This window comes from Rhizobium sp. BR 249 (genome assembly GCF_047445895.1).
Lineage (GTDB): Bacteria > Pseudomonadota > Alphaproteobacteria > Rhizobiales > Rhizobiaceae > Rhizobium.
In genome coordinates this window covers 76,538-98,731 of the sequence record NZ_JARWKX010000019.1, presented here as the reverse complement: position 1 = coordinate 98,731, position 22,194 = coordinate 76,538, and the positions used below count along the sequence as shown (strand labels likewise).

At 61.9% G+C, this 22,194-nt stretch carries 21 protein-coding genes, 2 pseudogenes and 1 riboswitch; of the genes and pseudogenes, 9 read left to right on the top strand and 14 right to left on the bottom strand.

The window, feature by feature from the left end; all coding sequences use genetic code 11:
* Positions 1 to 89: 89 nt before the first annotated feature.
* Together QD408_RS18525 and soxR are read right to left on the bottom strand one after the other, a co-directional pair.
* A complete protein-coding gene (locus QD408_RS18525; protein WP_088682115.1) occupies positions 90 to 860 on the bottom strand; it encodes an SDR family NAD(P)-dependent oxidoreductase in 771 nt (256 codons plus the stop codon).
* A 117-nt stretch (positions 861 to 977) separates the two neighbouring features.
* Positions 978 to 1,442 carry a redox-sensitive transcriptional activator SoxR gene (gene soxR / locus QD408_RS18520; protein WP_414140287.1) on the bottom strand — a complete coding sequence of 155 codons (465 nt, stop codon included), beginning with the start codon at positions 1,440 to 1,442 and terminating at the stop codon, positions 978 to 980.
* A gap of 239 nt (positions 1,443 to 1,681) precedes the next feature.
* Positions 1,682 to 1,795, top strand: a riboswitch (TPP riboswitch).
* Here soxR and QD408_RS18515 point away from each other — a divergent pair.
* From QD408_RS18515 to QD408_RS18490, 6 genes and pseudogenes are all read left to right on the top strand, one after another.
* Positions 1,785 to 1,898 (top strand): annotated as a pseudogene (locus QD408_RS18515) (HMP/thiamine-binding protein); the annotation flags it as partial. Its footprint overlaps the riboswitch before it by 11 nt.
* A gap of 14 nt (positions 1,899 to 1,912) precedes the next feature.
* The gene (locus QD408_RS18510; protein WP_088682117.1) at positions 1,913 to 2,719 is read left to right on the top strand and encodes an ABC transporter permease; all 807 of its coding nucleotides are present in this window, start codon (positions 1,913 to 1,915) and stop codon (positions 2,717 to 2,719) included.
* Positions 2,716 to 3,527: pseudogene (locus tag QD408_RS18505) on the top strand (ABC transporter ATP-binding protein). The gene QD408_RS18510 and the pseudogene QD408_RS18505 overlap by 4 nt, the downstream one beginning before the upstream one ends.
* 16 nt (positions 3,528 to 3,543) lie before the next feature.
* Positions 3,544 to 4,554, top strand: a complete 1,011-nt coding sequence (locus QD408_RS18500; RefSeq protein ID WP_088682118.1) for an ABC transporter substrate-binding protein — start codon at positions 3,544 to 3,546, stop codon at positions 4,552 to 4,554.
* Positions 4,555 to 4,748: 194 nt separating this feature from the next.
* Entirely contained in the window at positions 4,749 to 5,969 is a 1,221-nt protein-coding gene (locus tag QD408_RS18495) for an acyltransferase family protein (protein ID WP_088682208.1), read from the top strand.
* A gap of 167 nt (positions 5,970 to 6,136) precedes the next feature.
* Positions 6,137 to 6,874 carry a sugar transferase gene (locus QD408_RS18490; protein WP_088682119.1) on the top strand — a complete coding sequence of 246 codons (738 nt, stop codon included), beginning with the start codon at positions 6,137 to 6,139 and terminating at the stop codon, positions 6,872 to 6,874.
* A 152-nt stretch (positions 6,875 to 7,026) separates the two neighbouring features.
* Here QD408_RS18490 and QD408_RS18485 read toward each other — a convergent pair whose 3' ends face one another.
* The 8 genes from QD408_RS18485 to QD408_RS18450 form a co-directional block, all read right to left on the bottom strand.
* Positions 7,027 to 7,434 (bottom strand): F0F1 ATP synthase subunit epsilon, encoded by a 408-nt coding sequence (locus QD408_RS18485; RefSeq protein WP_088682120.1) that lies wholly within the window; start codon positions 7,432 to 7,434, stop codon positions 7,027 to 7,029.
* Positions 7,434 to 7,673 (bottom strand): hypothetical protein, encoded by a 240-nt coding sequence (locus tag QD408_RS18480; protein WP_088682121.1) that lies wholly within the window; start codon positions 7,671 to 7,673, stop codon positions 7,434 to 7,436. Before QD408_RS18480 ends, QD408_RS18485 begins: the two co-directional genes overlap by 1 nt.
* On the bottom strand, positions 7,673 to 9,100 hold the full coding sequence (atpD, locus tag QD408_RS18475) for a F0F1 ATP synthase subunit beta (protein ID WP_088682122.1): 1,428 nt from the start codon (positions 9,098 to 9,100) through the stop codon (positions 7,673 to 7,675). The genes QD408_RS18480 and atpD overlap by 1 nt, the downstream gene beginning before the upstream one ends.
* A gap of 22 nt (positions 9,101 to 9,122) precedes the next feature.
* The gene (locus QD408_RS18470) at positions 9,123 to 10,007 is read right to left on the bottom strand and encodes a F0F1 ATP synthase subunit gamma (protein ID WP_414140286.1); all 885 of its coding nucleotides are present in this window, start codon (positions 10,005 to 10,007) and stop codon (positions 9,123 to 9,125) included.
* Between the two features lie 26 nt (positions 10,008 to 10,033).
* A complete protein-coding gene (atpA, locus tag QD408_RS18465) occupies positions 10,034 to 11,563 on the bottom strand; it encodes a F0F1 ATP synthase subunit alpha (protein WP_088682124.1) in 1,530 nt (509 codons plus the stop codon).
* Positions 11,563 to 12,129, bottom strand: a complete 567-nt coding sequence (locus tag QD408_RS18460) for a F0F1 ATP synthase subunit delta (protein WP_414140300.1) — start codon at positions 12,127 to 12,129, stop codon at positions 11,563 to 11,565. Before QD408_RS18460 ends, atpA begins: the two co-directional genes overlap by 1 nt.
* Positions 12,130 to 12,384: 255 nt before the next feature.
* On the bottom strand, positions 12,385 to 12,774 hold the full coding sequence (locus tag QD408_RS18455) for a DUF4345 domain-containing protein (protein ID WP_088682126.1): 390 nt from the start codon (positions 12,772 to 12,774) through the stop codon (positions 12,385 to 12,387).
* A 113-nt stretch (positions 12,775 to 12,887) separates the two neighbouring features.
* Entirely contained in the window at positions 12,888 to 15,104 is a 2,217-nt protein-coding gene (locus tag QD408_RS18450; protein WP_414140285.1) for a primosomal protein N', read from the bottom strand.
* A 153-nt stretch (positions 15,105 to 15,257) separates the two neighbouring features.
* Here QD408_RS18450 and QD408_RS18445 point away from each other — a divergent pair, with 153 nt between their 5' ends.
* Positions 15,258 to 16,190: a dihydrodipicolinate synthase family protein gene (locus QD408_RS18445; RefSeq protein ID WP_414140284.1), complete on the top strand. Its 933-nt coding sequence runs from the start codon at positions 15,258 to 15,260 to the stop codon at positions 16,188 to 16,190.
* Positions 16,191 to 16,253: 63 nt separating this feature from the next.
* Here the strand turns inward: QD408_RS18445 and QD408_RS18440 are convergent, their stop codons facing one another.
* Positions 16,254 to 17,207 (bottom strand): GNAT family N-acetyltransferase, encoded by a 954-nt coding sequence (locus QD408_RS18440; RefSeq protein WP_414140283.1) that lies wholly within the window; start codon positions 17,205 to 17,207, stop codon positions 16,254 to 16,256.
* Between the two features lie 140 nt (positions 17,208 to 17,347).
* Between QD408_RS18440 and QD408_RS18435 the strand changes: the two genes are divergently transcribed.
* Together QD408_RS18435 and QD408_RS18430 are read left to right on the top strand one after the other, a co-directional pair.
* Entirely contained in the window at positions 17,348 to 18,283 is a 936-nt protein-coding gene (locus QD408_RS18435; protein WP_414140282.1) for a tyrosine recombinase XerC, read from the top strand.
* 143 nt (positions 18,284 to 18,426) lie between these two features.
* A complete protein-coding gene (locus tag QD408_RS18430; RefSeq protein ID WP_414140281.1) occupies positions 18,427 to 19,503 on the top strand; it encodes a TraB/GumN family protein in 1,077 nt (358 codons plus the stop codon).
* 12 nt (positions 19,504 to 19,515) lie between these two features.
* Here the strand turns inward: QD408_RS18430 and QD408_RS18425 are convergent, their stop codons facing one another.
* From QD408_RS18425 to QD408_RS18415, 3 genes are all read right to left on the bottom strand, one after another.
* Positions 19,516 to 20,016 (bottom strand): cytochrome b, encoded by a 501-nt coding sequence (locus tag QD408_RS18425; protein WP_088682132.1) that lies wholly within the window; start codon positions 20,014 to 20,016, stop codon positions 19,516 to 19,518.
* A gap of 104 nt (positions 20,017 to 20,120) precedes the next feature.
* Positions 20,121 to 21,527 carry a dihydrolipoyl dehydrogenase gene (gene lpdA, locus QD408_RS18420; RefSeq protein WP_414140280.1) on the bottom strand — a complete coding sequence of 469 codons (1,407 nt, stop codon included), beginning with the start codon at positions 21,525 to 21,527 and terminating at the stop codon, positions 20,121 to 20,123.
* Between the two features lie 24 nt (positions 21,528 to 21,551).
* Entirely contained in the window at positions 21,552 to 22,190 is a 639-nt protein-coding gene (locus tag QD408_RS18415; protein ID WP_414140279.1) for a LysE family translocator, read from the bottom strand.
* Positions 22,191 to 22,194: the final 4 nt, after the last annotated feature.

Sequence of the window (22,194 nt, the reverse complement as noted above, 5' to 3'; positions counted from 1 at the left end):
GGGAAGCGATGAGGTAGATCAGTACAATAGCATATTCGCAGAAACGAATTGGCCAAAAGTCATGAAATGCCAAAAAAGGTCCAAACAAATCAGCAGATAAGCTGACCGCCGTTGATTTCGATTACTTGACCGGTGATGTATCCCGACAGCGACGGAGCCGCCAGGAACAGATAGGCCGGCGCGCAATCCTCCGCCGTTCCGAGCCGCTGCAGAGGGATGGATTTTCTGGTCTGCTCCAGCTTCTCGCGGGAGGAGTAACGCTCGTGGAAATCGGTTTCGATCGTTCCCGGCGAGACGCAGTTGACGCGGATTCCGTCCGGCGCGAGCTCGCGCGCCAGCGCCTTGGAATAGGTCGCCACGAAAGCTTTCGACGCCGAATAGATCGAGGAACCGGGGCTGCCGCCGGTCAGCGCCGAAATCGAAACCGTGTTGACGATGGCAGCCCCCTGAGCCGCCTTCAACGCCGGCAGCAACGCCCGCGTCAGCGCCACCACCGATGTCTGGTTCAGTCGCACGACCGCCTCATAATCCGCATCGGTGAGCGTGCCGGCCGGAAAACGGCCGAGCATGGTGCCGGCATTGTTGACGAGGACATGCACCTCGTCGAAGAAGGCGAGCACATCTTCAGCAAATCCTGCCGCCCCGTTCGAAGCGGAAAAATCCGCATGCAGCAGCAGCGCCCGCCTTTCGGATTCCGCCGTCAGCAGGGAATCCGGCAGATCTCGTCCCGGCTTGCGTCCGGTATGGACGATCACCCTCGCTCCGCAGTCCAGAAATTGCCGGGCGACTTCAAGACCGATGCCGCGACCGGCCCCGGTCACGACGACATTGCGATTTTCAAAAAGCCTGGGGTGGAACACGAAGCCGTCCTCCTTGCGGACAGGGCCGCCGGGTGTGTCATTCGCCTTAACATATGGGTATGTCACGCAAAAGAAAGGCGTGCATCGATCTTTCCCCGGAGATTGGTCCCCCAGAGATCAGCGCCCGGCCTGCAGCAGCAGCGCGCCCGATCCCTCCTTGCCGAGCCGGTCGCCGGGATTGCGCAGCGGACAGCTCTCCACCGACAGGCAGCCGCAGCCGATGCAGCCGCTCAGGTGGTCGCGCAGCAGGCTGAGCTGCCTGATTCGCGCGTCGAGATCATCCTTCCAGAGCGCCGACAGCTTCTGCCAGTCGGCGGTCGTCGGCGTGCGCCCCTGCGGCAGGGATTCGAACGCCGCCTGGATCTCCGAGAGCGGTATGCCGACTCGCTGCGCCACCTTGATGATCCCGAGCCGGCGAAGCACGTCGCGCCCGTAACGCCGCTGATTGCCGCGGGTACGGATGCTCGAGATCAGCCCTTTGGTCTCGTAAAAATGCAGCGCCGAGACGGCAAGACCACTGCGCTCCGCCACTTCGCCGACTGTCAGGAGCCTGCCGAGCGGGGTTGCGGGAATCCTGTCCATCGCCTCTTGACCTCAATATTAGTTGAGGTTTTATAAGTCGTACTCCTGCAATCGTAAAGTCCGATCGCGCCGCCCGAGGCAGAGAACTCCGGTTCCGTTCCCGGCAGGTACGGAACCTCGAGGAACACCCGGACGGAGCCCCGTCCGGGTGTTTTTGCTTCATAGCAGGCCCATCCCGACCGCGCGGACGGGTCTGCAAATTTGCGGTTGCGGGAAGAAAACCCCGGTGATATTTTCCGCGCCGATTACAGGGGAGCTCCGTATTGCCGGGGCTGAGATGTGAGGCACGAGCTTCCGGACCCTTCAAAGCTGATCTGGGTAATGCCAGCGGAGCGAGGTCCAATGTTCTCAGGCGCGCAAGTGTCACTCTATCCGATGCCCGGCAGTTTCACCGGCATCACTCTCAGCCCGCCCGATATCCTCTTTGCCGCCATGTGCGATCTCTTCGTCACGGCCGAAATCGAACGTTGATGACATCGCCGCAACCATCGGATTCACGTTTCTCCGCGCTCCGCGCCACCCTCTATCGGGGCATGCCCGCCTTGCTCGCCGGCTGCGCCTTTCTGGCCGCCTGGGAAATTTATGTCGATCTCTCCGGCATCAAGCCCTCCATCCTGCCGGCGCCCTCGCGCATCGTCATCCAGGGCTGGCTGAACCGTCAGGCGCTGATGGCAAACACCTGGCCGACGCTCGGCGCGACGCTCGGCGGTTTCGCGCTGTCGCTGGCCTTCGCATTCGTCTCCTCGATCCTCATGGATTTCGTGCCCTTCATGCGCCGCGCATTGCTGCCGATCTTCATTGCCAGCCAGACCCTGCCGCTGGTGGCGATCGCCCCCCTCGTCGTGCTCTGGTTCGGTTTCGGCCTGTTGCCGAAGATATTGCTGGTGGCGCTCGTGACCTTCTTCCCGCTGCTCGTCGCGCTCTTACAGGGCTATGAATCGACCGACCGCGACATCGCTGAACTCTTGAACTCGATGAAGGCGAGCCGCTGGCGCATTTTCCGCCTGGCGCGGCTTCCCTCTTCGCTGCCCTATTTCTTCGCCGGCCTGAGAATCTCGATCACATATGCCGTCGTCGGCGCGATCTTTGCCGAATATGCCGGCGCCGCGAGCGGCCTCGGCATCTATATCCTCAACGCCAAGAACAATTTCCGCCCCGATCTCGTGCTCGCCGCCGTCATCGTCAGCGCCGTGCTGACACTCTGCCTCTTCGGGCTGACGCTGATGATCCAGCGTTTCGTCATGCCCTGGCAGCCATCCCAGGAGCGGCGCCGATGACCGGTCACATGCTTGAACTGCGCAACATCTCGAAATCCTTCGACGGCATGAAGGTTCTGGGCGATATCTCGCTTGATGTCGCAAGCGGCGAGTTCGTTTCGATCGTCGGCCCGTCCGGCTCCGGAAAATCGACGGTGCTGCGACTGCTGACACAGGCGCTGCGCCCCGATTCCGGCAGCATGCTTTTCAACGGTGCAGCGCTGGAAGAGACGCCGCATTCCTTCGCCTTCATGCCGCAACGCGATGCGCTGATGCCCTGGCGCCGGATCATCGACAATGCTGCACTTGGGCTCGAGGTAAAGGGCATGAGCCGTCGGGCCGCCCGCGCGGCTGTCGCCCCCCTCTTCGAGCGGTTCGGCCTTGCCGGCTTCGAACATCACTATCCCTCAGCGCTATCGGGCGGCATGCGCCAGCGTGCCGCGCTGCTGCGCACCGTCGTTCAGACCCAGGACATGCTTCTGCTCGACGAACCTTTCGGCGCGCTCGACGCGCTGACGCGCACGCAGATCCAGGAGTGGCTGCAGGGCATGTGGACCGAACATCGCTGGACGGCGCTGCTGATCACCCACGATGTCCGCGAGGCGGTGTTTCTTTCCGACCGCATCTACGTGCTCTCCGCCCGGCCGGCGCGTGTCATCCGCGAATTCCGCGTTCCCCTGCCCCGCCCGAGAAGCATCGCCGATCTCGGCTCGCCGTCGGCCCAGGCGATCGAGACTGAAATCCTGCAAACCCTGCTTCATCCGCTGGAACAGGATGATTTTAGGCCGTCGGCCTAAAATCTGAATCCTTTCCTAATTTAAAGAGTTAAACCTGAGGAGGTCACCATGCTGCTTCTCACCCGTCGACAGACGATCTTCGCCGCTCTCGCCGCAAGCCTCGCCGGCCGCACCGCCTTCGCCCAGTCGGCACCCGCAAAGGTTCGCATCGCGCTCGACTGGACGCCCAATACCAACCATATCGGCATCTACGTGGCCCAAGCGAAAGGCTACTATGCCGCCGCCGGCCTCGATGTCGAAATTCTTCCCTTCACGGACACCAGCGCCGGAACGCTCGTATCCAACGGCGTCGCCGATTTCGGCATCAGCAGCGAGATCGAGGCCCTCACGCAGCGCGCCGGCGGCGGTGACGTGAAGATGGTTTACGGCGTCGTCCAGACGGAAACCGCACGCCTGATCTTCAAGGGCGGACGCGACGACATCAAGAGCCCTAAAGATCTCGACGGCAAGACCTATGGCGGCTTTGGCGGCGCCTGGGAAAGCGCGCTGGTCTCCGCGATGATCCGCAACGACGGCGGCAAGGGCGACGTCAAGACCGTCACCCTCGGCACCTCCGCCTATGAAGCGCTGGACAACGGCTCGATCGATTTCACGCTCGAGATCTACACCTGGGAAGGCATCGCCGCCGAGCTGGAAAACCGCAAGATCGGCCGCTTCCACTACTCCGATTATGGCATTCCCGACGAGCAGACGACGGTCATCGTCTCCAGCGACGCCTATCTCTCGGCCAGTCGCGAACACGCCCGCGCCTTCATCCAGGCGACGCGCCAGGGTTACGCCTACTCCGTCGACCATCCCGATGAAGCCTGCGACCTGCTGATCTCCGGCAGCAACGGCGCACTGATGAATACGGAACTGGTCAAGGCTTCTCAGAAGGCGCTGATCGAGGGACATTTCCTGAAGTCCGAGGCTGGCGTGATCGGCACGCTCGATCCGGCAAAGGCCGATGCCATCGGCAGCTTCCTGCTCGATAACGGCATCCTGGTCGATGCGAACGGCGCCGCACTCAAGGAAAAGCCGGACTTTTCCGCCTATTACACCAACGAACTTCTCGACTGAGTTCGCACGACAATCTTGCATCGGCCCGAAGATCGTTTCTGATTTTCGGGCCGATGCGTTCGAGCATGATGACGAAAAGCGTGAACGGTTTTCGATCCATACCCTGCTCCCACTATTTGACGTGGAACAGGATGTTCCAGCCTTGTCCGCCGCGGCTTTCCGCGGCAAAGTCTTCGGACAAGGCGAGGGACGGAATGCGACAAGAGGAGAGATTGGCCGGGGCAGACTTCTTGCGTGCGGCGGCCTGTCTGCTGGTGCTCGTCCACCATCTCGTGCTTCGGCTGGATATGCGCAGGATTCCGGACGAATTTGCCCCAGCCGCACATATCGCCCGCTTCGGCAATTTCGGCGTTGCCATCTTCTTCGTGCTGAGTGGTTTTCTTCTTGCCCGTCCCTTCTGGCGCGCGCTCGACGCGGACGGCGACATGCCGAGTCTGCGGTCGTACTCGATCCGGAGGGCGGCGCGCATCGCTCCGGGCTTCTGGGTCGCAGCCACCGTCGGCTTTGCCCTCAGCCTGACCTTGCTTGCCCTGCCGCTGACGCCGGAGCTTGCGCTCCGCTACGTCTCCGGCATGCTGTTCATGAGCCAGTGGCATTGGCGCACGCTCTTTCCCGTCGAAACCGATGGGCCGCTCTGGTCGATTCCTTTCGAGGTCACCAGCTATGTGCTCCTGCCCGCCTGTTTCTTCCTGCTGTTTCGTTTGCCCGTCCTGAGACAGCGTCCGTTGCTCGCCCGCGCCGCCTGGCTTTGCGTCATCGGCGGCGTGCTCCTGGCCCATGCGCTGATCCTGACCTTCTTTGCGCTCGACGACATCGGGCGCGGCTGGCAATACGGGCTGCAGGGCGGAGCGAAGGAATGGATGCCCAAATATAATCCGATCGGCTTCTTCGCTCTCTTCGCCCTCGGCGCCCTTGCCGCAGGCATCGAGGTCATGCTCCTAGAAAAGCGCTCCGTCTGGTTCGATGCCGCGGCACTCCTCGCCCTCGTCATCGCCGCCTACCGCCTCGTCATCTCGCCGGGCGGCACTCCCGAAGCTTACGGCTGGCTCGACATCCCCTATGGCTTCCCGGTCTTTCCCCTGGCGGTCGCGACAGCTCTCGTTTCGCTGAGCCATTCGCGGCACCTGGGCAGACTGCTCGACAACCCTCCCGTCCGTTACACGGCAAAGATCTCCTTCGGCATCTATATCTGGCAGGAGGTCATCCTGATATTGGTCCAGAAGCTCGACCCCGGCTCGTTCGGCGCTTCCACGGAAAATGTCATGACCGGCTGGCTTCAGTCTTGCGGGCTGGCCGCAGCGCTCGTCTTCCTGATCGCGACCCTCAGCTACTATCTGCTGGAGAGGCCCGCGATCCACTTCGGCAACCGGATGTCGAGCCGGCAACCCAATCGAGCTACTCCTTTTAAAGTATAAATCCCCCGCCACCTCAACTAGAGGCATTAAGGTTAACGGAAAATACTCCCATTTTTGGCGTCTTCATGCTTACTAATTTCTTATTTATACCCATGACAAACGATAGCTGAGGATGTATTTGTCTCGCTGCGGTTCAGTGTCAGGCATAAACTTGTGGACCTTATGTAATGAATGCTTTTACTTCGAAGAGGAACGCGCGCTTCGATGCGTCATTGCGTCAGGACAGAATCAAGGCACTGGTTGTAGCGAATTCCAACATTCGCCAGCCGGACAGCTTTCCTGTTTCGGAAAGAAAGATAGGGCAGCGATTGATGGTGAAACGATTTATCGACATCATCGTCTCGGCCGGCGCTCTGATCGTGCTGGCGCCGCTTTTTCTGGTGATCGCACTTTTCATCAAACTCGACGATGGTGGCCCCGTGTTCTTCCGCCAGCTTCGCTGGGGTTTGAAAGGCCGGAAGATCACGGTCCTCAAGTTCCGCTCGATGCGCAAGGAAGCCTGCGACCCGAGCGGCATCCAACAGACCGTAAAAGGCGACAGCCGGCTGACCGGCATCGGCGCCGTGCTCCGCAAGACCAATATCGACGAACTGCCGCAGCTTTTGAACGTCCTCAGGGGCGACATGTCCCTGGTCGGCCCGCGCTGCCATGCCATCAACATGCGGGCGGCCGGCAGGCTCTACGAGGAGCTCGTTCCGGACTACCACCACCGCCACATCATGCGCCCTGGCATCACTGGCCTTGCGCAGACGCGCGGCTGGCGCGGCCCGACGGCACGGCCGCTGCAGGCCCGCGCCCGCATCGCCTGCGACATCTATTATGTCAAAAATTTCAGCCTGCTGCTCGACTTGAAGATCCTGTTCAAGACACTCGTCATCGAGCTGCGCGGCGGCACCGGCTTCTAAGAGCCCCATAGTAGCGCCAAGCCAAAGCGGCCATTACCCGCCGCCATTCGTTTCAAGCCGTTCGACGCCGCCGCTCCCATATCCGATGGAAGAAAGCAGAAACAAAAAAGCGGCCGTAGAGGCCGCTTTTCATCGATGCCGTCGAGTGGCGTTCAGTCTTGCTGGACGATGCCGCGCAGGTGTGTCAGTTCCATGATGAAGTGCTCGAGCTTCGACTTGTGCTCGTGATGCTCGGCATCCTCGAGTTCCTTCTTCGCCGCTTCGATACGGCGGGTCAGTTCGTCCTTGTTGAGCTCTTCCACCGGTACGGCAGATTCCGCAAGCAGCGTGCAGCCGGTCGGCAGAATATCGGCGAAGCCGCCGAACACGACATAGTCCTGCTTCTTTCCGGAAGCCGAACGCACGCTCACGACACCCGGCTTGACGGTCGTCATCGTCGGCGCATGGTGCGCCATCACGGTCATCTCGCCTTCGGTCGCGGGAATGACGACCTCAGTCACCATCTCCGACAGCAGCAGACGCTCCGGCGAAACGAGCTCAAAGTTGAAATTGTCAGCCATCAGTGACTTACCTTCTCGGCTATGGCTTTTGCATCTTGCAATTTGGTCCCGCAGAACGGGCAGTGCAGTATCGCCTGATCGAGATATCCGAGGCCTTCCTCGGTCTGAACCAACCCCACGACCATCATGATCACGCCGTTATCGGCACGGTAGACGGTCGGCGCGGCGGGCTCCGGAAGTTCCGCTACGACCCCTTTGAGGGAGTCGCAGCAGAATATCTCGTCCTGAGCATCGTTCATCAAGCAGCAGCGAGCTTCTTGGCCTTTTCGATGGCTTCATCGATCGAGCCGACCATGTAGAAGGCAGCTTCCGGCAGATTGTCGTATTCGCCGTTGACGAGGCCCTTGAAGCCCTTGATCGTGTCTTCGAGAGCAACGAGCTTGCCCGGCGAGCCGGTGAAGACTTCGGCGACGAAGAACGGCTGCGACAGGAAGCGCTCGATCTTGCGGGCGCGGGCAACCGACAGCTTGTCCTCTTCGGACAGTTCGTCCATGCCCAGGATGGCGATGATGTCCTGCAGGGCCTTGTAGCGCTGCAGCGTCGACTGAACCTTACGGGCGATTTCGTAGTGCTCTTCGCCGACAACGAGCGGGTCGAGCATGCGCGAGGTCGAGTCGAGCGGATCGACGGCCGGATAGATGCCCTTTTCAGCGATCGAACGCGACAGAACCGTCGTTGCGTCCAAGTGGGCGAACGAGGTTGCCGGTGCCGGGTCGGTCAAGTCGTCGGCCGGAACGTAAATGGCCTGGACCGAGGTGATCGAGCCCGTCGTCGTCGTGGTGATGCGTTCCTGCATCTGGCCCATGTCGGTTGCGAGCGTCGGCTGATAGCCCACGGCCGAAGGAATACGGCCGAGCAGAGCCGACACTTCCGAACCAGCCTGCGTGAAGCGGAAGATGTTGTCGACGAAGAACAGAACGTCCTGGCCCTGGTCGCGGAAATGTTCTGCGACGGTCAGGCCGGTCAGAGCGACGCGAGCGCGGGCGCCCGGCGGTTCGTTCATCTGGCCGTAAACGAGCGCAGCCTTGGAGCCTTCGCCGCCGCCGTGCTTGTTGACGCCCGATTCGATCATTTCGTGGTAAAGGTCGTTGCCTTCGCGGGTACGTTCACCCACGCCTGCGAAAACCGAGTAACCACCGTGCGCCTTGGCGACGTTGTTGATCAGTTCCATGATGAGAACGGTCTTGCCGACGCCGGCGCCGCCGAACAGGCCGATCTTGCCGCCCTTTGCGTAAGGAGCGAGAAGGTCGACGACCTTGATGCCGGTGACGAGGATCTGCGCTTCCGTGGACTGCTCGACGTAAGCCGGAGCGTCCTGGTGGATGGCGCGCTTGTGAGCGGTGTTCAGCGGGCCTGCTTCGTCGACCGGCTCGCCGATGACGTTCATGATGCGGCCGAGCGTTTCATCGCCGACCGGAACCGAAATCGGAGCGCCGGTATCGATGACCTGCTGGCCACGAACGAGACCTTCGCTCGAGTCCATCGCGATGGTGCGAACTTCGTTTTCGCCCAGATGCTGAGCGACTTCGAGAACCAGACGGTTGCCGTTGTTGTCGGTTTCAAGTGCGTTCAAAATCGCCGGCAGTTCGCCTTCGAAAGCAACGTCGACGACGGCGCCGATAACCTGGGTGACTTTGCCGACAGAGCGGGTAGCTGCCTCAGCCATTTTCTTACCCTCTTTTCCTAACTCAGAGCGCTTCCGCGCCCGAAATGATTTCAATCAGTTCCTTGGTGATCTGAGCCTGACGCTGACGGTTGTAGTTCAGCGTCAGCTTGTTGATCATCTCACCGGCATTGCGCGTCGCATTGTCCATCGCGCTCATCTTGGCACCCATCTCGCCCGCGACGTTCTCCAGGAGAGCGCGGAAGATCTGGACGGAGATATTGCGCGGGATCAGGTCGTCGAGGATCGACGCCGGATCCGGCTCGTATTCATAGACGGCGCCCGCATGTTCTGCATCCTCGGCGACGGCTTCCGGAGCCTTGGCCGGAATGAGCTGCTGTGCGGTCGGAACCTGGCTGATCACCGACTTGAACTCGGAGTAGAACAGCGTGCAGACGTCGAACTCGCCGGCAGCGAACATGTCGATGATGCGCTTGCCGATCTGGTCGGCATTCTCGAAACCGATCTTCTTGACTTCGCGCAGTTCCTTGCGCTCGATGATCAGCGACGCGTATTCACGGCGCAGAATGTCGTAACCCTTCTTGCCGACGGTGAAAATCTTCACCGTCTTGCCCTCGGCCAGCAGCTTGCGGACATGGTCACGCGCAAAGCGCGCAATCTGCGAGTTGAAGCCGCCGCAAAGACCGCGTTCAGCCGTGCAGACCACCAGCAGGTGAACCTGGTCCTTGCCGGTGCCTGTCATCAGCGCCGGCGCACCATCCGCATCGGTGACGGCCTTGGCGATGTTCGCCAGAACCGCACCCATGCGCTGCGAATAGGGCCGGGCGGCCTCGGCCGCCTCCTGCGCACGCCGAAGCTTCGCCGCGGCGACCATTTTCATCGCCTTGGTGATCTTCTGCGTCGCCTTGACGGAGGCGATCCGGTTTTTCAGATCCTTAAGTGAAGGCATCCGTTATCCGTCCTAACTAGGCCCGATTACTGGAAAGACTTGGCGAAGCTATCGAGAGCAGCGGTGAGCTTGCCCCGGGTATCGTCGCTGATTGCCTTTTCCGTGCGGATCGCGTCGAGGATGGCCGAGCCTTCCGAACGCAGGTACGAGAGCAGACCCTGCTCGAACTTGCCGACCTGAGCGACCGGCAGCTTATCGAGGTAGCCGTTGACGCCTGCGAAGATCACGGCGACCTGCTCTTCCGTCTTCAGCGGCGAGAACTGCGGCTGCTTCAGGAGTTCGGTCAGGCGTGCACCGCGGTTCAGCAGGCGCTGGGTCGCAGCGTCGAGGTCCGAACCGAACTGGGCGAAGGCGGCCATTTCGCGATACTGGGCGAGTTCGCCCTTGATCGAGCCGGCAACCTGCTTCATCGCCTTGATCTGAGCCGAAGAACCGACGCGGGAAACCGACAGACCGACGTTAACGGCCGGACGGATGCCCTGGTAGAACAGGTCGGTTTCGAGGAAGATCTGGCCGTCGGTGATCGAGATCACATTGGTCGGAATGAAGGCCGAAACGTCGTTGCCCTGCGTTTCGATGACAGGCAGAGCGGTCAGCGAACCGGCGCCCTTGTCGTCGTTCATCTTTGCTGCGCGCTCGAGGAGACGCGAATGCAGGTAGAAAACGTCGCCCGGATAGGCTTCGCGGCCCGGCGGGCGGCGCAGCAGCAGCGACATCTGGCGGTAAGCGACAGCCTGCTTGGACAGGTCGTCATAGCCGATCAGGGCGTGCTGGGCGTTGTCGCGGAAGTATTCGCCCATTGCGCAGCCTGCGAACGGAGCGAGGAACTGCATCGGAGCCGGGTCGGAAGCCGTCGCGGCAACGATGATCGAGTACTTCAGGGCGCCGCGCTCTTCGAGAACCTTGACGAACTGGGCAACGGTGGAGCGCTTCTGGCCGACGGCGACGTAGACGCAGTAGAGCTTGTCGTTGTCAGGGCCGTTGTCGTGGATCGGCTTCTGGTTCAGGAACGTGTCGAGCAGGATCGCGGTCTTGCCGGTCTGGCGGTCGCCGATGACGAGTTCGCGCTGGCCGCGGCCGACCGGAATGAGGGCGTCGATGGCCTTGAGGCCGGTCGACATCGGCTCGTGAACCGACTTGCGCGGAATGATGCCCGGAGCCTTGACGTCGACGCGCGCACGGCGGGTCGCGTTGATCGGGCCCTTGCCGTCGATCGGGTTGCCGAGCGCGTCGACGACGCGGCCGAGCAGTTCAGGACCGATCGGAACGTCGACGATGGCGCCCGTGCGCTTGACGGTGTCGCCTTCCTTGATGTCGCGGTCGGAGCCGAAAATAACGACACCGACATTGTCAGATTCAAGGTTCAGGGCCATGCCGCGGATGCCGCCGGGGAACTCGACCATTTCACCGGCCTGGACATTGTCCAGACCGTAAACGCGAGCGATACCGTCACCGACGGAGAGAACCTGGCCGACTTCCGAGACTTCTGCCTCTTTGCCGAAATTTTTGATCTGGTCTTTGAGAATTGCGGAAATTTCCGCGGCGCGGATATCCATCAGCCGACCTCTTTCAATGCAAGCTTAAGGGTAGAGAGTTTGGTACGAAGAGACGTATCAATCTGACGGGACCCGACCTTGACGATCAGACCACCAAGAATTGACGGATCAACCGTGACGGCAATCGCCACGTCTTTGCCGGTGACGCCCTTCAGCGCCGCCTTCAATTCATTTTCCTGCTCTGCGGAGAGAGCATGGGCCGAGGTGACCTCGGCGGAAATTTCGCCGCGATGATTAGCGGCGATGATGCGGAAGGCCTTGATCATGCCCGGCAGGGCGAACAGGCGGCGGTTACGCGCCACGACCTTCAGGAAATTGGCGAAGAAGCCCGAGATGCCGGCCTTCTCGCTGATGGCGACGATTGCCTTCAGCTGGTCCTCGGCGGAGAAAACCGGGCTCAGGATAAAGCGCTTCAAATCATCGCTCTCATCCAGCATCGCCTGGAAACGGTCAAGATCTGCAGTTACGATAGCGACGGCGCCCTCTTCGAGCGCGAGCTCGAAAAGCGACGAGGCATAGCGCTCTGCAACACCAGAAGTAAGCTGGGACGTGTCTGCCACTGGCACAAATTTCCCTGATTTCAACCCAAAATCCGGCTCTCGGCGGACGCCGAACCTATGATCTTGAATTCGTTTTGATTTCCCCCAGAAATCACAAGAGAAGCCTCTTGCTTCTTCCGAAATTCGGGGTCCGTCTAACATAGGATGTTCGGACTCGCAACACGCGTAATGCCCGAATACGCCTTTCACATGAATTTCTGTCCGCAAAATTGCGGAATGACTTTGAAGCAGGCCCGGGAAACCGCCCGCAGGCCACGAAATTCACGTCTGGAAGAAGCCGAAAACATAAAGCAGCGGCAATGCGGCCAAGGCGACCTGTACAACCAGGAGTAAATAGTTGACGATATTACTCCCCTTATCGGACAGGATCGAGATGATACGGGCAAAGGCGGCCATCACAAAGGAAGCGCCGAGCGCCATGTAGATCCAGCTCTGGGCGAGCATGATCGCCGAGGCCCCGAAGCCGAGATAGAAACCGCCCATCGAGCGCGCTTCGCCGAAACCTTCCGGCCGTCCCTCCCGCGCCTGCAGGCCGAGAAGACGTAGGGCGTGGCCCGGCGCAAACATCATGACGAAACCCGCCAGCGCCGTGAAAGCCGCGGAGCAGAACGCCAGCTGCTCGCCAAGCTCGGTCGGAAAATAGAGTTCCATGCATCAGCCCCAAATCACTCGCGAATCGCGGTTTTATGGCACGAGCCGAAAAAGGAGGAAATGGCGACAACGTCAGAAAAGTGACCGGCTGGCACTCCAAAGCAGGCTGGTAGCTAGAGGAAGCTCTGCGGATCGATATCGAGCTGCACCTGCACCGATCCGCGCTCCTTCGGCGCTTGCGAGAGCATCGCCCGCAGGAAACCCTGCATGTCCGAGTTCCGCCGCCCATGCACCAGAAGGCGGAAGCGGTGACGGCCGCGCACCAGCGCGAGCGGCGCCTCCGCCGGGCCGAGCACGGAGATGCCGGAGACCTGCGGAGCGGCGTTTCGCATGCCGCGCGCATGGTTTTCGGCGTCGTGGCGGGTTTCGGCCGAAACGATGATCGAGGCGAGCCTGCCGAAGGGCGGCAGCGCGGCGCGTTCGCGCTCGGTGATCTCACGGTCGTAGAAGGCGCCGGAATCCCCTGACACGATCGCCTGCATGACGGGATGCTGCGGCTGGTAGGTCTGCAGCAGCCCATGGCTCTTGAGGCCGGTGCGCCCGGCGCGGCCGGTCACCTGCGACAGCAGCTGGAAGGTGCGCTCGGCTGCGCGGGGATCACCATTGGCAAGGCCGAGATCGGCATCGACGATGCCGACCAGCGTCATCAGCGGAAAATTGTGCCCCTTGGCGACGAGCTGTGTGCCGATGACGATATCCGCCTCGCCCTTGGCGATCGCTTCCAGCTCCAGCCGCAGCCGCTTCACTCCGCCCATGATATCGGAGGAGAGAACGATGGTGCGGGCCTCGGGAAAATGCCGTTCCACCTCTTCGGCGATCCGCTCGACACCCGGCCCGCAGGCGACCAGATGGTCGAGCGTGCCGCATTCCGGGCAGGCTTCCGGGGTGCGCTCGGCATGGCCGCATTGATGGCATTGCAACTGCTTGCGGAAGCGGTGCTCCACCAGCCAGCTCGAACATTGCGGGCATTGGAACCGGTGGCCGCAAACCCGGCAGAGCGTCAGCGGCGCATAGCCCCGCCGGTTGAGAAAGAGCAGCGCCTGTTCGCGTTTCTCCACCGTCTTGCCGATCGCCCGGATCAAGACCGGCGACAGGAAGCCGCCGCGCTCCGGCGCGTGCCTGCGCATATCGATGAGATGCAGGTCGGGCAGCGCGGCATCGCCGAATCGTGTCGGCAGATGGACCGTGCTGTAGCGGCCGCTCTGCCCGTTGACCTGGCTTTCGACCGATGGCGTCGCCGACACGAGGATGACGGGAAAATCGCCGATGCGGCCGCGCACGACGGCCATGTCGCGGGCATTGTAGAAGACGCGGTCCTCCTGCTTGTAGGCGGGGTCGTGCTCCTCGTCGACGATGATGAGGCCGAGATCCTCGAAGGGCAGGAAGAGCGCCGAGCGCGCGCCGGCCACGACGCGCACTTCGCCGGTCACCGCCTGGCGCCAGACTTTCTCGCGCATGCGCGGCGCCAGATCGGAATGCCATTCGGCCGGCTTTGCGCCGAAGCGATCCTGGAAGCGCTCCAGAAAGCTGGCCGTCAGCGCGATTTCCGGTAGCAGGATCAGCACCTGCTTGCCGCGCTTCAACGTCTCGGCGACTGCTTCGAAATAGACCTCGGTCTTGCCGGAACCGGTCACTCCGTCGATCAGCGATACCGAAAATTCGCCCTTGCGGACATCGTCGACGATCTCCGAAGCCGCTTGCCTCTGCGGCCCTTCGAGGCGGGCGGCGGCAAATTCGGGATCCGGCAGCGCCACGACCGGGGGCGGCGGCAGGAACACCGTCTCGAAGATGCCCAGCGTGATCAACCCGTCGACGACGCTCGTCGAAACACCGGCGGCATGCGCCAGGCCGCTGCGCGTCCAGGATAAGCCGTCCGAGGCGGCATCGAGCACCCGGGCGCGCGCCGGCGTCATCCGCTCCGGTTCGCCGCCGACGAGCTTCAGCCCCTCCACCATCGGCTCCGGTTCGAAGGCGTTCGGCGCCCTCAGCGCCATGCGGGCGACGAGGCCGGGAGGCGAAAGCGTATAGGTCGCCACCCAGTCGATGAAATCCCGCATCTCCTTGGCAAGCGGCGGGCAGTCGAAGACGTGGCTGATCGGCCTGAGCTTCTTCGGATCGACGCCATCCTCGCCGCCGTCCCAGACGACGCCGATCACCTGCCGCGGCCCGAGCGGCACCTGCACGACCGAGCCGGACTCGACCGCCATGCCCTCCGGCACGGAATAGGAATAGGGTTTCGGCGCCGGCATCGGCACCAGCACCGGAACCGTGCGGTTCGCGGGCGGTGCCTCGAAAAGCGCGCCAAAGAGATCGGACGAATCTGTGCTCATCGCGCGAGACCATGCCCGCAAATCATTGGAATTGGAACCGCAAAGACGGACATGCGCGCCAGGCGACGGACGTGGATAAGGGTTGCTGGGCACGCGATGGAGCGCATAGATTGCCGGGACGATTTATTCGACCGCTGAATCGGAGAGGAACGAATGGCCCGACTGACCGAAGATGCCAAGGGTGTCTATGTAATCGCCGTAACACCCTTCACCGACGACGGCGCGCTGGATCTTGCCAGCATCGACAGCATGGTCGATTTCTACGAGAGCACCGGCGTCACCGGCCTGACGGTCCTCGGCCAGCTCGGCGAAGCACCGAAACTGACGGCCGAGGAATCGCGTCTGGTGGTCGAGCGTGTGCTGAAGCGCCTTGACGGGCGCCTTCCCGTCGTCGTCGGCGTGTCGGCTCCAGGGCTTGCGCCGATGCGCGAGCTTGCCGAAGCCGTCATGGGCGCGGGCGCCGCAGGCGTCATGGTCGCGCCACCCTGGACCGTCAGGACCGACGATCAGGCCTTCTCCTTTTACCAGTCGGTCGGCGAAGCGCTTGATGACACGCCCTTCGTGCTGCAGGACTATCCGCTCACGACGAATGTGACGATCGCGCCTGGTGTCATCGAGCGCATCGTCAGGGACGTGCCCAATTGCGTTATGCTCAAGCATGAGGATTGGCCGGGCCTTGCGAAGATATCAGCGCTTCGCGCCGCCAGCGGCAGCGGCGCCATGCGGCGCATCTCGATCCTCTGCGGCAATGGCGGGCTTTTCCTGCCCGAAGAAATGGGACGCGGCGCCGATGGAGCCATGACCGGCTTCTGCTATCCCGAGATGATGGTCGGCGTCGTCGAAGCCTATGGCGCCGGCAACCCCGATCGCGCTCATGAGATCTTCGACGCCTATCTGCCGCTCGCCCGCTATGAACAGCAGCAGGGCATCGGCCTCGCCTGCCGCAAATATGTGCTTGCCAAGCGCGGCGTCATCAAGTCGGCCGCCCTGCGCAAGCCGGGCGCCAAGCTCTCGGCGCTCGATATCGCCGATGTCGAGCGGCTGCTGGCGCGCCAGACCCTCCGCCTCAAGGAGATCGGGGCATGACACCCGGCAAGAGTGACGATTTCATGATAACAGGCGGCGGGTCTGCCACATGCGCCGGCTTGTTTAGACGGCAGGAACCGGCATCTCCCGGCCTTCCACTGCTGCAGCCGGCAGGCCGACCGGTATGAAGGTCGCGTCACCATCTGCCGAGAGATCGTGCACCGTATGCCTCTCCAGCGCCTTCGTCACCTCGTTGAGGTCGCCATCCAGATGTTCGGCCGGAATGAGATTGCCGATCACGAAATCGAAGCGGTCGCCGCGTTTGTTCAGCAGTTCGTGAAAAACCGTCATGTCGCGAAGTTCCGTCGACCATTTCGCCAGCCAATAGAACAGGCCGGAATTGCGCGCCGTCATATGGACGGGAAGGATCGGCAGATTGTATTTGCGCGCCAGCCCGACGGCTGAGGTCTTCCAGGGGCGTTCGTTCAGCCGGCCGTTCGCCCAGTAGGCGATGCGGCCCGAGGGAAAGAGCACCGTCGCCTTGCCTTCCCTCACCGCATGGTTCGTCAGCTGCAGCGTCTCGCGCGCCTTGAGCTTGCTCTTGTGCTCCTCCCGCCATTCCACAGGGATGATCATCTCGGCAAAGCGCGGATTGACCCGGATCGCGTCGCGGTTGGCGAAAAACATCATATCCGGCCGGCGCGCTTTCAGGAGATCGAAGACAGCGACGCCGTCGGCAATGCCTGTGGGGTGATTGCTGACGAGGATGAAGCCGCCGCTACTGGGAATGCGTTCGCCATTGGCGACGCCGATATCGAGCTTCAGCACGTCGCTCAGATATTCGAACGACTGGAAACCCGGCATCTTGGCAACCGCATTGGCGAATTCGATCGCCTTGCCGTAGCGCAGCAGCATGTAGAGGAACGGCCGCATCGCAGGCCAGAGCGGATGTTTCACGATCCTCTGGCCGCGTTCGGCAATCAGCGTATCGACGATGTGACCAGGTCTTCCATGCGAGACGAGAGCGATCGCTTCCGCGAGCTGTCCGAAAGCCGTCATGGAATCGCGCCGTGCCATGAAAGATCCTGTCTATGGGGCATAAAGCTATCGCAGTAGAATATGATCTGGGGATGACAAAGGTTTGGCCGGCATTAGCAATTCCATAACCGTTCCTGCTTCAAATTGGCGGACTTGAAGGCAAATTCAAGGCCAGAGACGTGAACGAACTCTTGATCATCGCCGATCCGCGCCTGATGGCCGAGCGGGCCGCGTGGCTCGAAAACCTCGCCCGCGAGCGCCGCCTTTCCGAGCATACGCTCGATGCCTATGAGCGCGACACCCGCCAGTTCCTGACCTTCCTGACCGGCCATCTCGCCGGGCCGGCCACACTCGCCGATATTAGGGAATTGCGTCCTGCCGATTTCCGCGCATTCCTCGCGGCCCGGCGCAAGCAGGGCTCCGGCGCCCGTTCGCTCGGCCGCAATCTCGCCGGCCTCCGCTCGCTGCTGCGCCATCTCGAAAAGAAAGGGCTGGTCAATGCTGCCGGCGCCGGCGCGATCCGCTCGCCGAAACAGCCGAAATCGCTGCCCAAGCCACTCTCCGACACGCAGGCGATCACCGTTGTCAGCGACGAAGCCCAGCTCCATGACAAACCTTGGATCGCAGCACGCGATGCGGCTGTCATGACGCTGCTCTACGGCTGCGGCCTGCGCATCTCCGAAGCGCTGGATCTCACCCCCGCCGACCTGCAAAAGGGCGCAACGGCGCTGCGCATCACCGGCAAAGGCAACAAGACGCGGCTTGTGCCGCTGCTCTCAGTGGTTTTCGACGCCATCGAGAAATATCGCACGCTCTGCCCGTACCATCTCGAAAGCGGCGAACCGCTGTTTCGCGGCGCCCGCGGCGGCAGGCTGCAGCCGGCGATCATCCAGCGGGCCATGCAGAAGCTGCGCAGCGCCTTCGGCCTGCCGGAGACGGCGACGCCCCATGCGCTTCGTCACTCCTTCGCCACCCACCTGCTCGCCGGCGGCGGCGATCTGCGCACCATCCAGGAACTGCTCGGCCATGCCAGCCTTTCCACGACGCAGGTCTATACCGGCGTCGATGCGTCGCGGCTGCTGGAGGTGTATGATAGCGCCCATCCGCGGGCCTAGAGCATGTCGCGCAAAAGTGTGCAGCGGTTTTGGGACAACGACATGCATATGGGCATAAGTTTTCGTTAACGCATTCTCTTAAAGGAATATGCGCAAGCCGGGCGTAGAGCATGAAACGCATAAGGCATGTAGGGAATACCATCGTGACGACATCAATCGGCCGCCGGACGTTTCATCTCGTAGCGCCGGGCAACCTGTTGCTCTGGTTGATCGCAGCCTTTCACATGCTGCTTCTCGCAGCCCTGTTTGCCGCTCTTTTGACTGCACGGCCGGCGACCGCCGCCGACGAGGCCTGCACCGGCCGGAACCTGATGGCCGAGCTGCGGCAGAACGACCCGGCCCGCTATGCCGAGGCGCTGAAGGAAGCCGATGCGACGCCAAACGGCAAGGGCATCTTCTGGAAGATCGAGAAGCCGGGTATCCGGCCTTCCTGGCTGCTCGGCAGCATGCATGTCACCGACCCGCGCGTGCTTGCCCTGCCGCCGCGCGCCCAGGCCGCTCACGACGCAGCCGATACGATCATCATCGAATCCGACGAGATTCTCGATGAACGCAAAGCAACCGCCGCCCTGCTCGCAAGGCCTGAGCTGACGATGTTCACCGACGGCACGACGATCGACAAGCTGCTCTCGCCGGAGGATTACCAGCGCCTGGAAGCCGGCCTCAAGCAGCGCGGCATCCCGCTCGGCGCCGTCTCCCGCATGCGGCCGTGGATGATCTCAAGCGCCGTCGCCCTGCCGGCCTGCGAAATCGCCCGCAAGGCGAAAGGCGTGAAATTCCTTGACCAGAAGATCGCGGCCGACGCCGCTGCCGAAGGCAAGACGGTCAAGGGGCTGGAAACCCTTGCCGAGCAGATCCAGGCCATGGCTGACCTGCCGGTCGAATTTCATATGAAGTCGCTGATCGAGACGCTGGAACTCGGCGACAAGATGAACGACGTCGTCGAAACGATGACCGATCTCTATCTTTCCGGCGATATCGGCATGACGATGCCGATGCTGAAGACCGTGACGCCGGAAGACGAGGGCGACACCAGCGACTATGCCGCCTTCGAACAGCGCGTCATCCTCGACCGCAACAAGGTGATGGCCGAACGTGCGGCCCCCATTCTCGACGGCGGCAACGTCTTCATGGCCGTCGGCGCCCTGCACCTGCCCGGCGAACAAGGCGTCGTCGAACTGCTGCGCAAGCAGGGCTTTACCGTCACCGCGGTCAACTGAATCGGGAGACAGTCAGCCGAGCGTCATGCGGCGCAGCACATTGCTTTTCCAATAGAACTGATGGACGAGCGCGCCGGCGACATGCGCCGCGATCAGCGCCCAGAGAACGATCTTCAGGACGTCCGCGTGGAGGAAACCGGCAGGATCGATGCCGAAGTAGTAGGCGGCAATGCCAGAAAGCGGCATCGCGAAGATCAGGATATAGAGCCCTGAATGGGCAAGCTTCGCCGCGAGACGGAAGATCGCCGGCTCCCGAGAAACCTCGGGCGGCACACCCTTGATGAAGCGCAGACAAAGTCGGAGGACGGCGAGCAGCAGAATGGCGATGCCGACATAGGCATGGATATTGGCCGACGCGATCTGCTCGGGCGTCGGCACCTGGCCTCTGCGAACGAGCCGGTGCCAGATGTTCATTCCGTCGGGAAAGAGCAGGTTGAAGAAGATCAGCAGCGCCACCGCCCAGTGAAGGAAACGCTGGCTGAGACTGTAGCTCATGATGGATGACTGCTGCATTTCCTGATCCCTACCGGATGCCCCAATTTTTGCGATAGGCAACAACTAAAACAGCCGCTTGCCTTCCGGCAAGCGGCTGCGCGCTTCATTACGAAGATGTAAGCTTACATATGGATCGGCTTGAAGAAGGTCGCGAGCGCGGCTTCCTTCACGGCTTCGGACATCGTCGGATGCGCATGGCAGGACCGGCCAAGATCTTCCGACGAACCGCCGAACTCCATCAGGACGGCGATCTCGTGGATCATTTCGCCGGCGCCGAAGCCGACGATATGGCCGCCGAGAACGCGGTCGGTTTCCTTGTCGGCGAGGATCTTGACGAAACCGTCGGTCGCCAGCATCGCGCGGGCGCGGCCGTTTGCCGTGAACGGGAACTTGCCGACCTTATAGGCGACGCCTGCCGCCTTCAGCTCTTCCTCGGTCTTGCCGACCGAGGCGACTTCCGGCTGGGTATAGACGACGCTCGGGATGACCTCGTAATTGACGTGACCGTGCTGGCCGGCGAGGATTTCGGCCAGCGCCACGCCCTCGTCTTCCGCCTTGTGCGCCAGCATCGGCCCCTTCACCACGTCGCCGATCGCATAGATGCCGGCGACATTGGTCTTGAAGTGACCGTCAATCTCGACGCGGCCGCGATTGTCGAGCGCCACACCTGCCTCTTCGAGGCCGAGACCCGCCGTATAAGGCTTGCGGCCGGTGGCGATCAGCACGACGTCGGCTTCGAGCGTCACGGCGTCGCCGCCCTTGACCGGTTCGAAAGTGACCTTGGCGCCCTTGCCGCCCTTTTCGACGCCGGTGACTTTGGCGCCGAGATTGAAATCGATACCCTGCTTGGCCAGCATGCGCTGGAACTGCTTGGAAACTTCGCCGTCCATGCCGCCGAGGATGGTGTCGAGATATTCGACGACGGTGACCTTGGCGCCGAGGCGCGACCAGACCGAGCCGAGTTCGAGGCCGATCACGCCGCCGCCGACGACGATCAGCGTTTCCGGCACCTTCTCCAGCGCGATGCCGCCGGTGGAGGAAATGATGGTCTTTTCATCGATCTCGACCTGTACGCCGGGAATGCCGGCGACATCGGAGCCGGTGGCGATGACGATGTTCTTGCCCTCGATCTCCTGCACCTTGCCGTCCTCGGCGGTGACGGAAACCTTGCCGGCCGAGACGATCTTGCCGGTGCCCTGGAAGGTATCGATCTTGTTCTTCTTGAAGAGGAAGGCGACGCCGTCGACGTTCGACTTCACCGTCGCATCCTTATGCGCCATCATATTGGCGAGGTTGAGCGTCGGCGCCGGCACGTCGATGCCGAGCGTGCCCAATCCATGGCCGGCCTGATGGAACATTTCGGAAGCATGCAGCAGCGCCTTGGACGGGATGCAGCCGACGTTCAGGCAGGTGCCGCCATAGGTCGCGCGCTTTTCGACGACGGCGACCTTGAGGCCGAGCTGGGCTGCCTTGACGGCGCAGACGTAGCCGCCAGGGCCGGTTCCGATAATGATGACATCGTAGGACATTGCTTTTTCCCTTTGGATTATCGTTTAGTCGGCCGCGCGCGTAAGCGCGAGGCGGAAGCCGAAGCCGACGAGTGCTGCTCCGGTAATGCGGTTGAACCATTTGCCGCTGGCGATGAAGCGGTCACGGATCGCCTTGACCGTGAAGAAATAGGAGACGCCGGCAAACCACGCGACCAGCGCCGTCGCCATACCGATGCCGTAGGAGAACTGGATCAGAACAGGCGTGTCGTGATGCACCAGCGTCGAAAACAGCGACAGGAAGAACAGCACCGGCTTCGGGTTCAGCGCATTGGTGATGAAGCCCATGCCGAGGCATTTCAGCATCGAGACCGGCTTGCGGTCTTCGGCCGTTACCTCGATCTCGCTCACCTGGAAACCAGGCTCGCGGAACGACTTGATGCCGAGATAGACGAGATAGGCGACACCCGCCCATTTGATCATCGCAAACAACATCAGCGATTTCGACACGATGAGGCCGAGGCCGAGAATGGTGTAGCTGATATGGAAGAGCAGGGAAAAGCCCATGCCGAGCCCGGTCATGATGGCGGCGCGACGCCCGTGCACGATGCTCTGGCGCAGGATAACGGCGAAATCGGCGCCCGGCACGACGATGAAGATCGAGAAAACGGCCATCAGGCCAAGGAATTCGAGAATATACTGCATATCG

Coding starts and splice junctions, on each gene's coding strand:
- QD408_RS18500 (WP_088682118.1), top strand. CDS start 3,544: ATGCTGCTTCTCACCCGTCGACAGACGATCTTCGCCGCTCTCGCCGCA.
- lpdA (WP_414140280.1), bottom strand. CDS start 21,527: ATGTCCTACGATGTCATCATTATCGGAACCGGCCCTGGCGGCTACGTC.
- atpD (WP_088682122.1), bottom strand. CDS start 9,100: ATGGCTGAGGCAGCTACCCGCTCTGTCGGCAAAGTCACCCAGGTTATC.
- QD408_RS18510 (WP_088682117.1), top strand. CDS start 1,913: ATGACATCGCCGCAACCATCGGATTCACGTTTCTCCGCGCTCCGCGCC.
- QD408_RS18470 (WP_414140286.1), bottom strand. CDS start 10,007: ATGCCTTCACTTAAGGATCTGAAAAACCGGATCGCCTCCGTCAAGGCG.
- soxR (WP_414140287.1), bottom strand. CDS start 1,442: ATGGACAGGATTCCCGCAACCCCGCTCGGCAGGCTCCTGACAGTCGGC.
- QD408_RS18450 (WP_414140285.1), bottom strand. CDS start 15,104: ATGAGCACAGATTCGTCCGATCTCTTTGGCGCGCTTTTCGAGGCACCG.
- QD408_RS18455 (WP_088682126.1), bottom strand. CDS start 12,774: ATGGAACTCTATTTTCCGACCGAGCTTGGCGAGCAGCTGGCGTTCTGC.
- QD408_RS18440 (WP_414140283.1), bottom strand. CDS start 17,207: ATGGCACGGCGCGATTCCATGACGGCTTTCGGACAGCTCGCGGAAGCG.
- QD408_RS18480 (WP_088682121.1), bottom strand. CDS start 7,673: ATGAACGATGCTCAGGACGAGATATTCTGCTGCGACTCCCTCAAAGGG.
- QD408_RS18485 (WP_088682120.1), bottom strand. CDS start 7,434: ATGGCTGACAATTTCAACTTTGAGCTCGTTTCGCCGGAGCGTCTGCTG.
- QD408_RS18425 (WP_088682132.1), bottom strand. CDS start 20,016: ATGCAGCAGTCATCCATCATGAGCTACAGTCTCAGCCAGCGTTTCCTT.
- QD408_RS18495 (WP_088682208.1), top strand. CDS start 4,749: ATGCGACAAGAGGAGAGATTGGCCGGGGCAGACTTCTTGCGTGCGGCG.
- QD408_RS18490 (WP_088682119.1), top strand. CDS start 6,137: ATGAATGCTTTTACTTCGAAGAGGAACGCGCGCTTCGATGCGTCATTG.
- atpA (WP_088682124.1), bottom strand. CDS start 11,563: ATGGATATCCGCGCCGCGGAAATTTCCGCAATTCTCAAAGACCAGATC.
- QD408_RS18445 (WP_414140284.1), top strand. CDS start 15,258: ATGGCCCGACTGACCGAAGATGCCAAGGGTGTCTATGTAATCGCCGTA.
- QD408_RS18415 (WP_414140279.1), bottom strand. CDS start 22,190: ATGCAGTATATTCTCGAATTCCTTGGCCTGATGGCCGTTTTCTCGATC.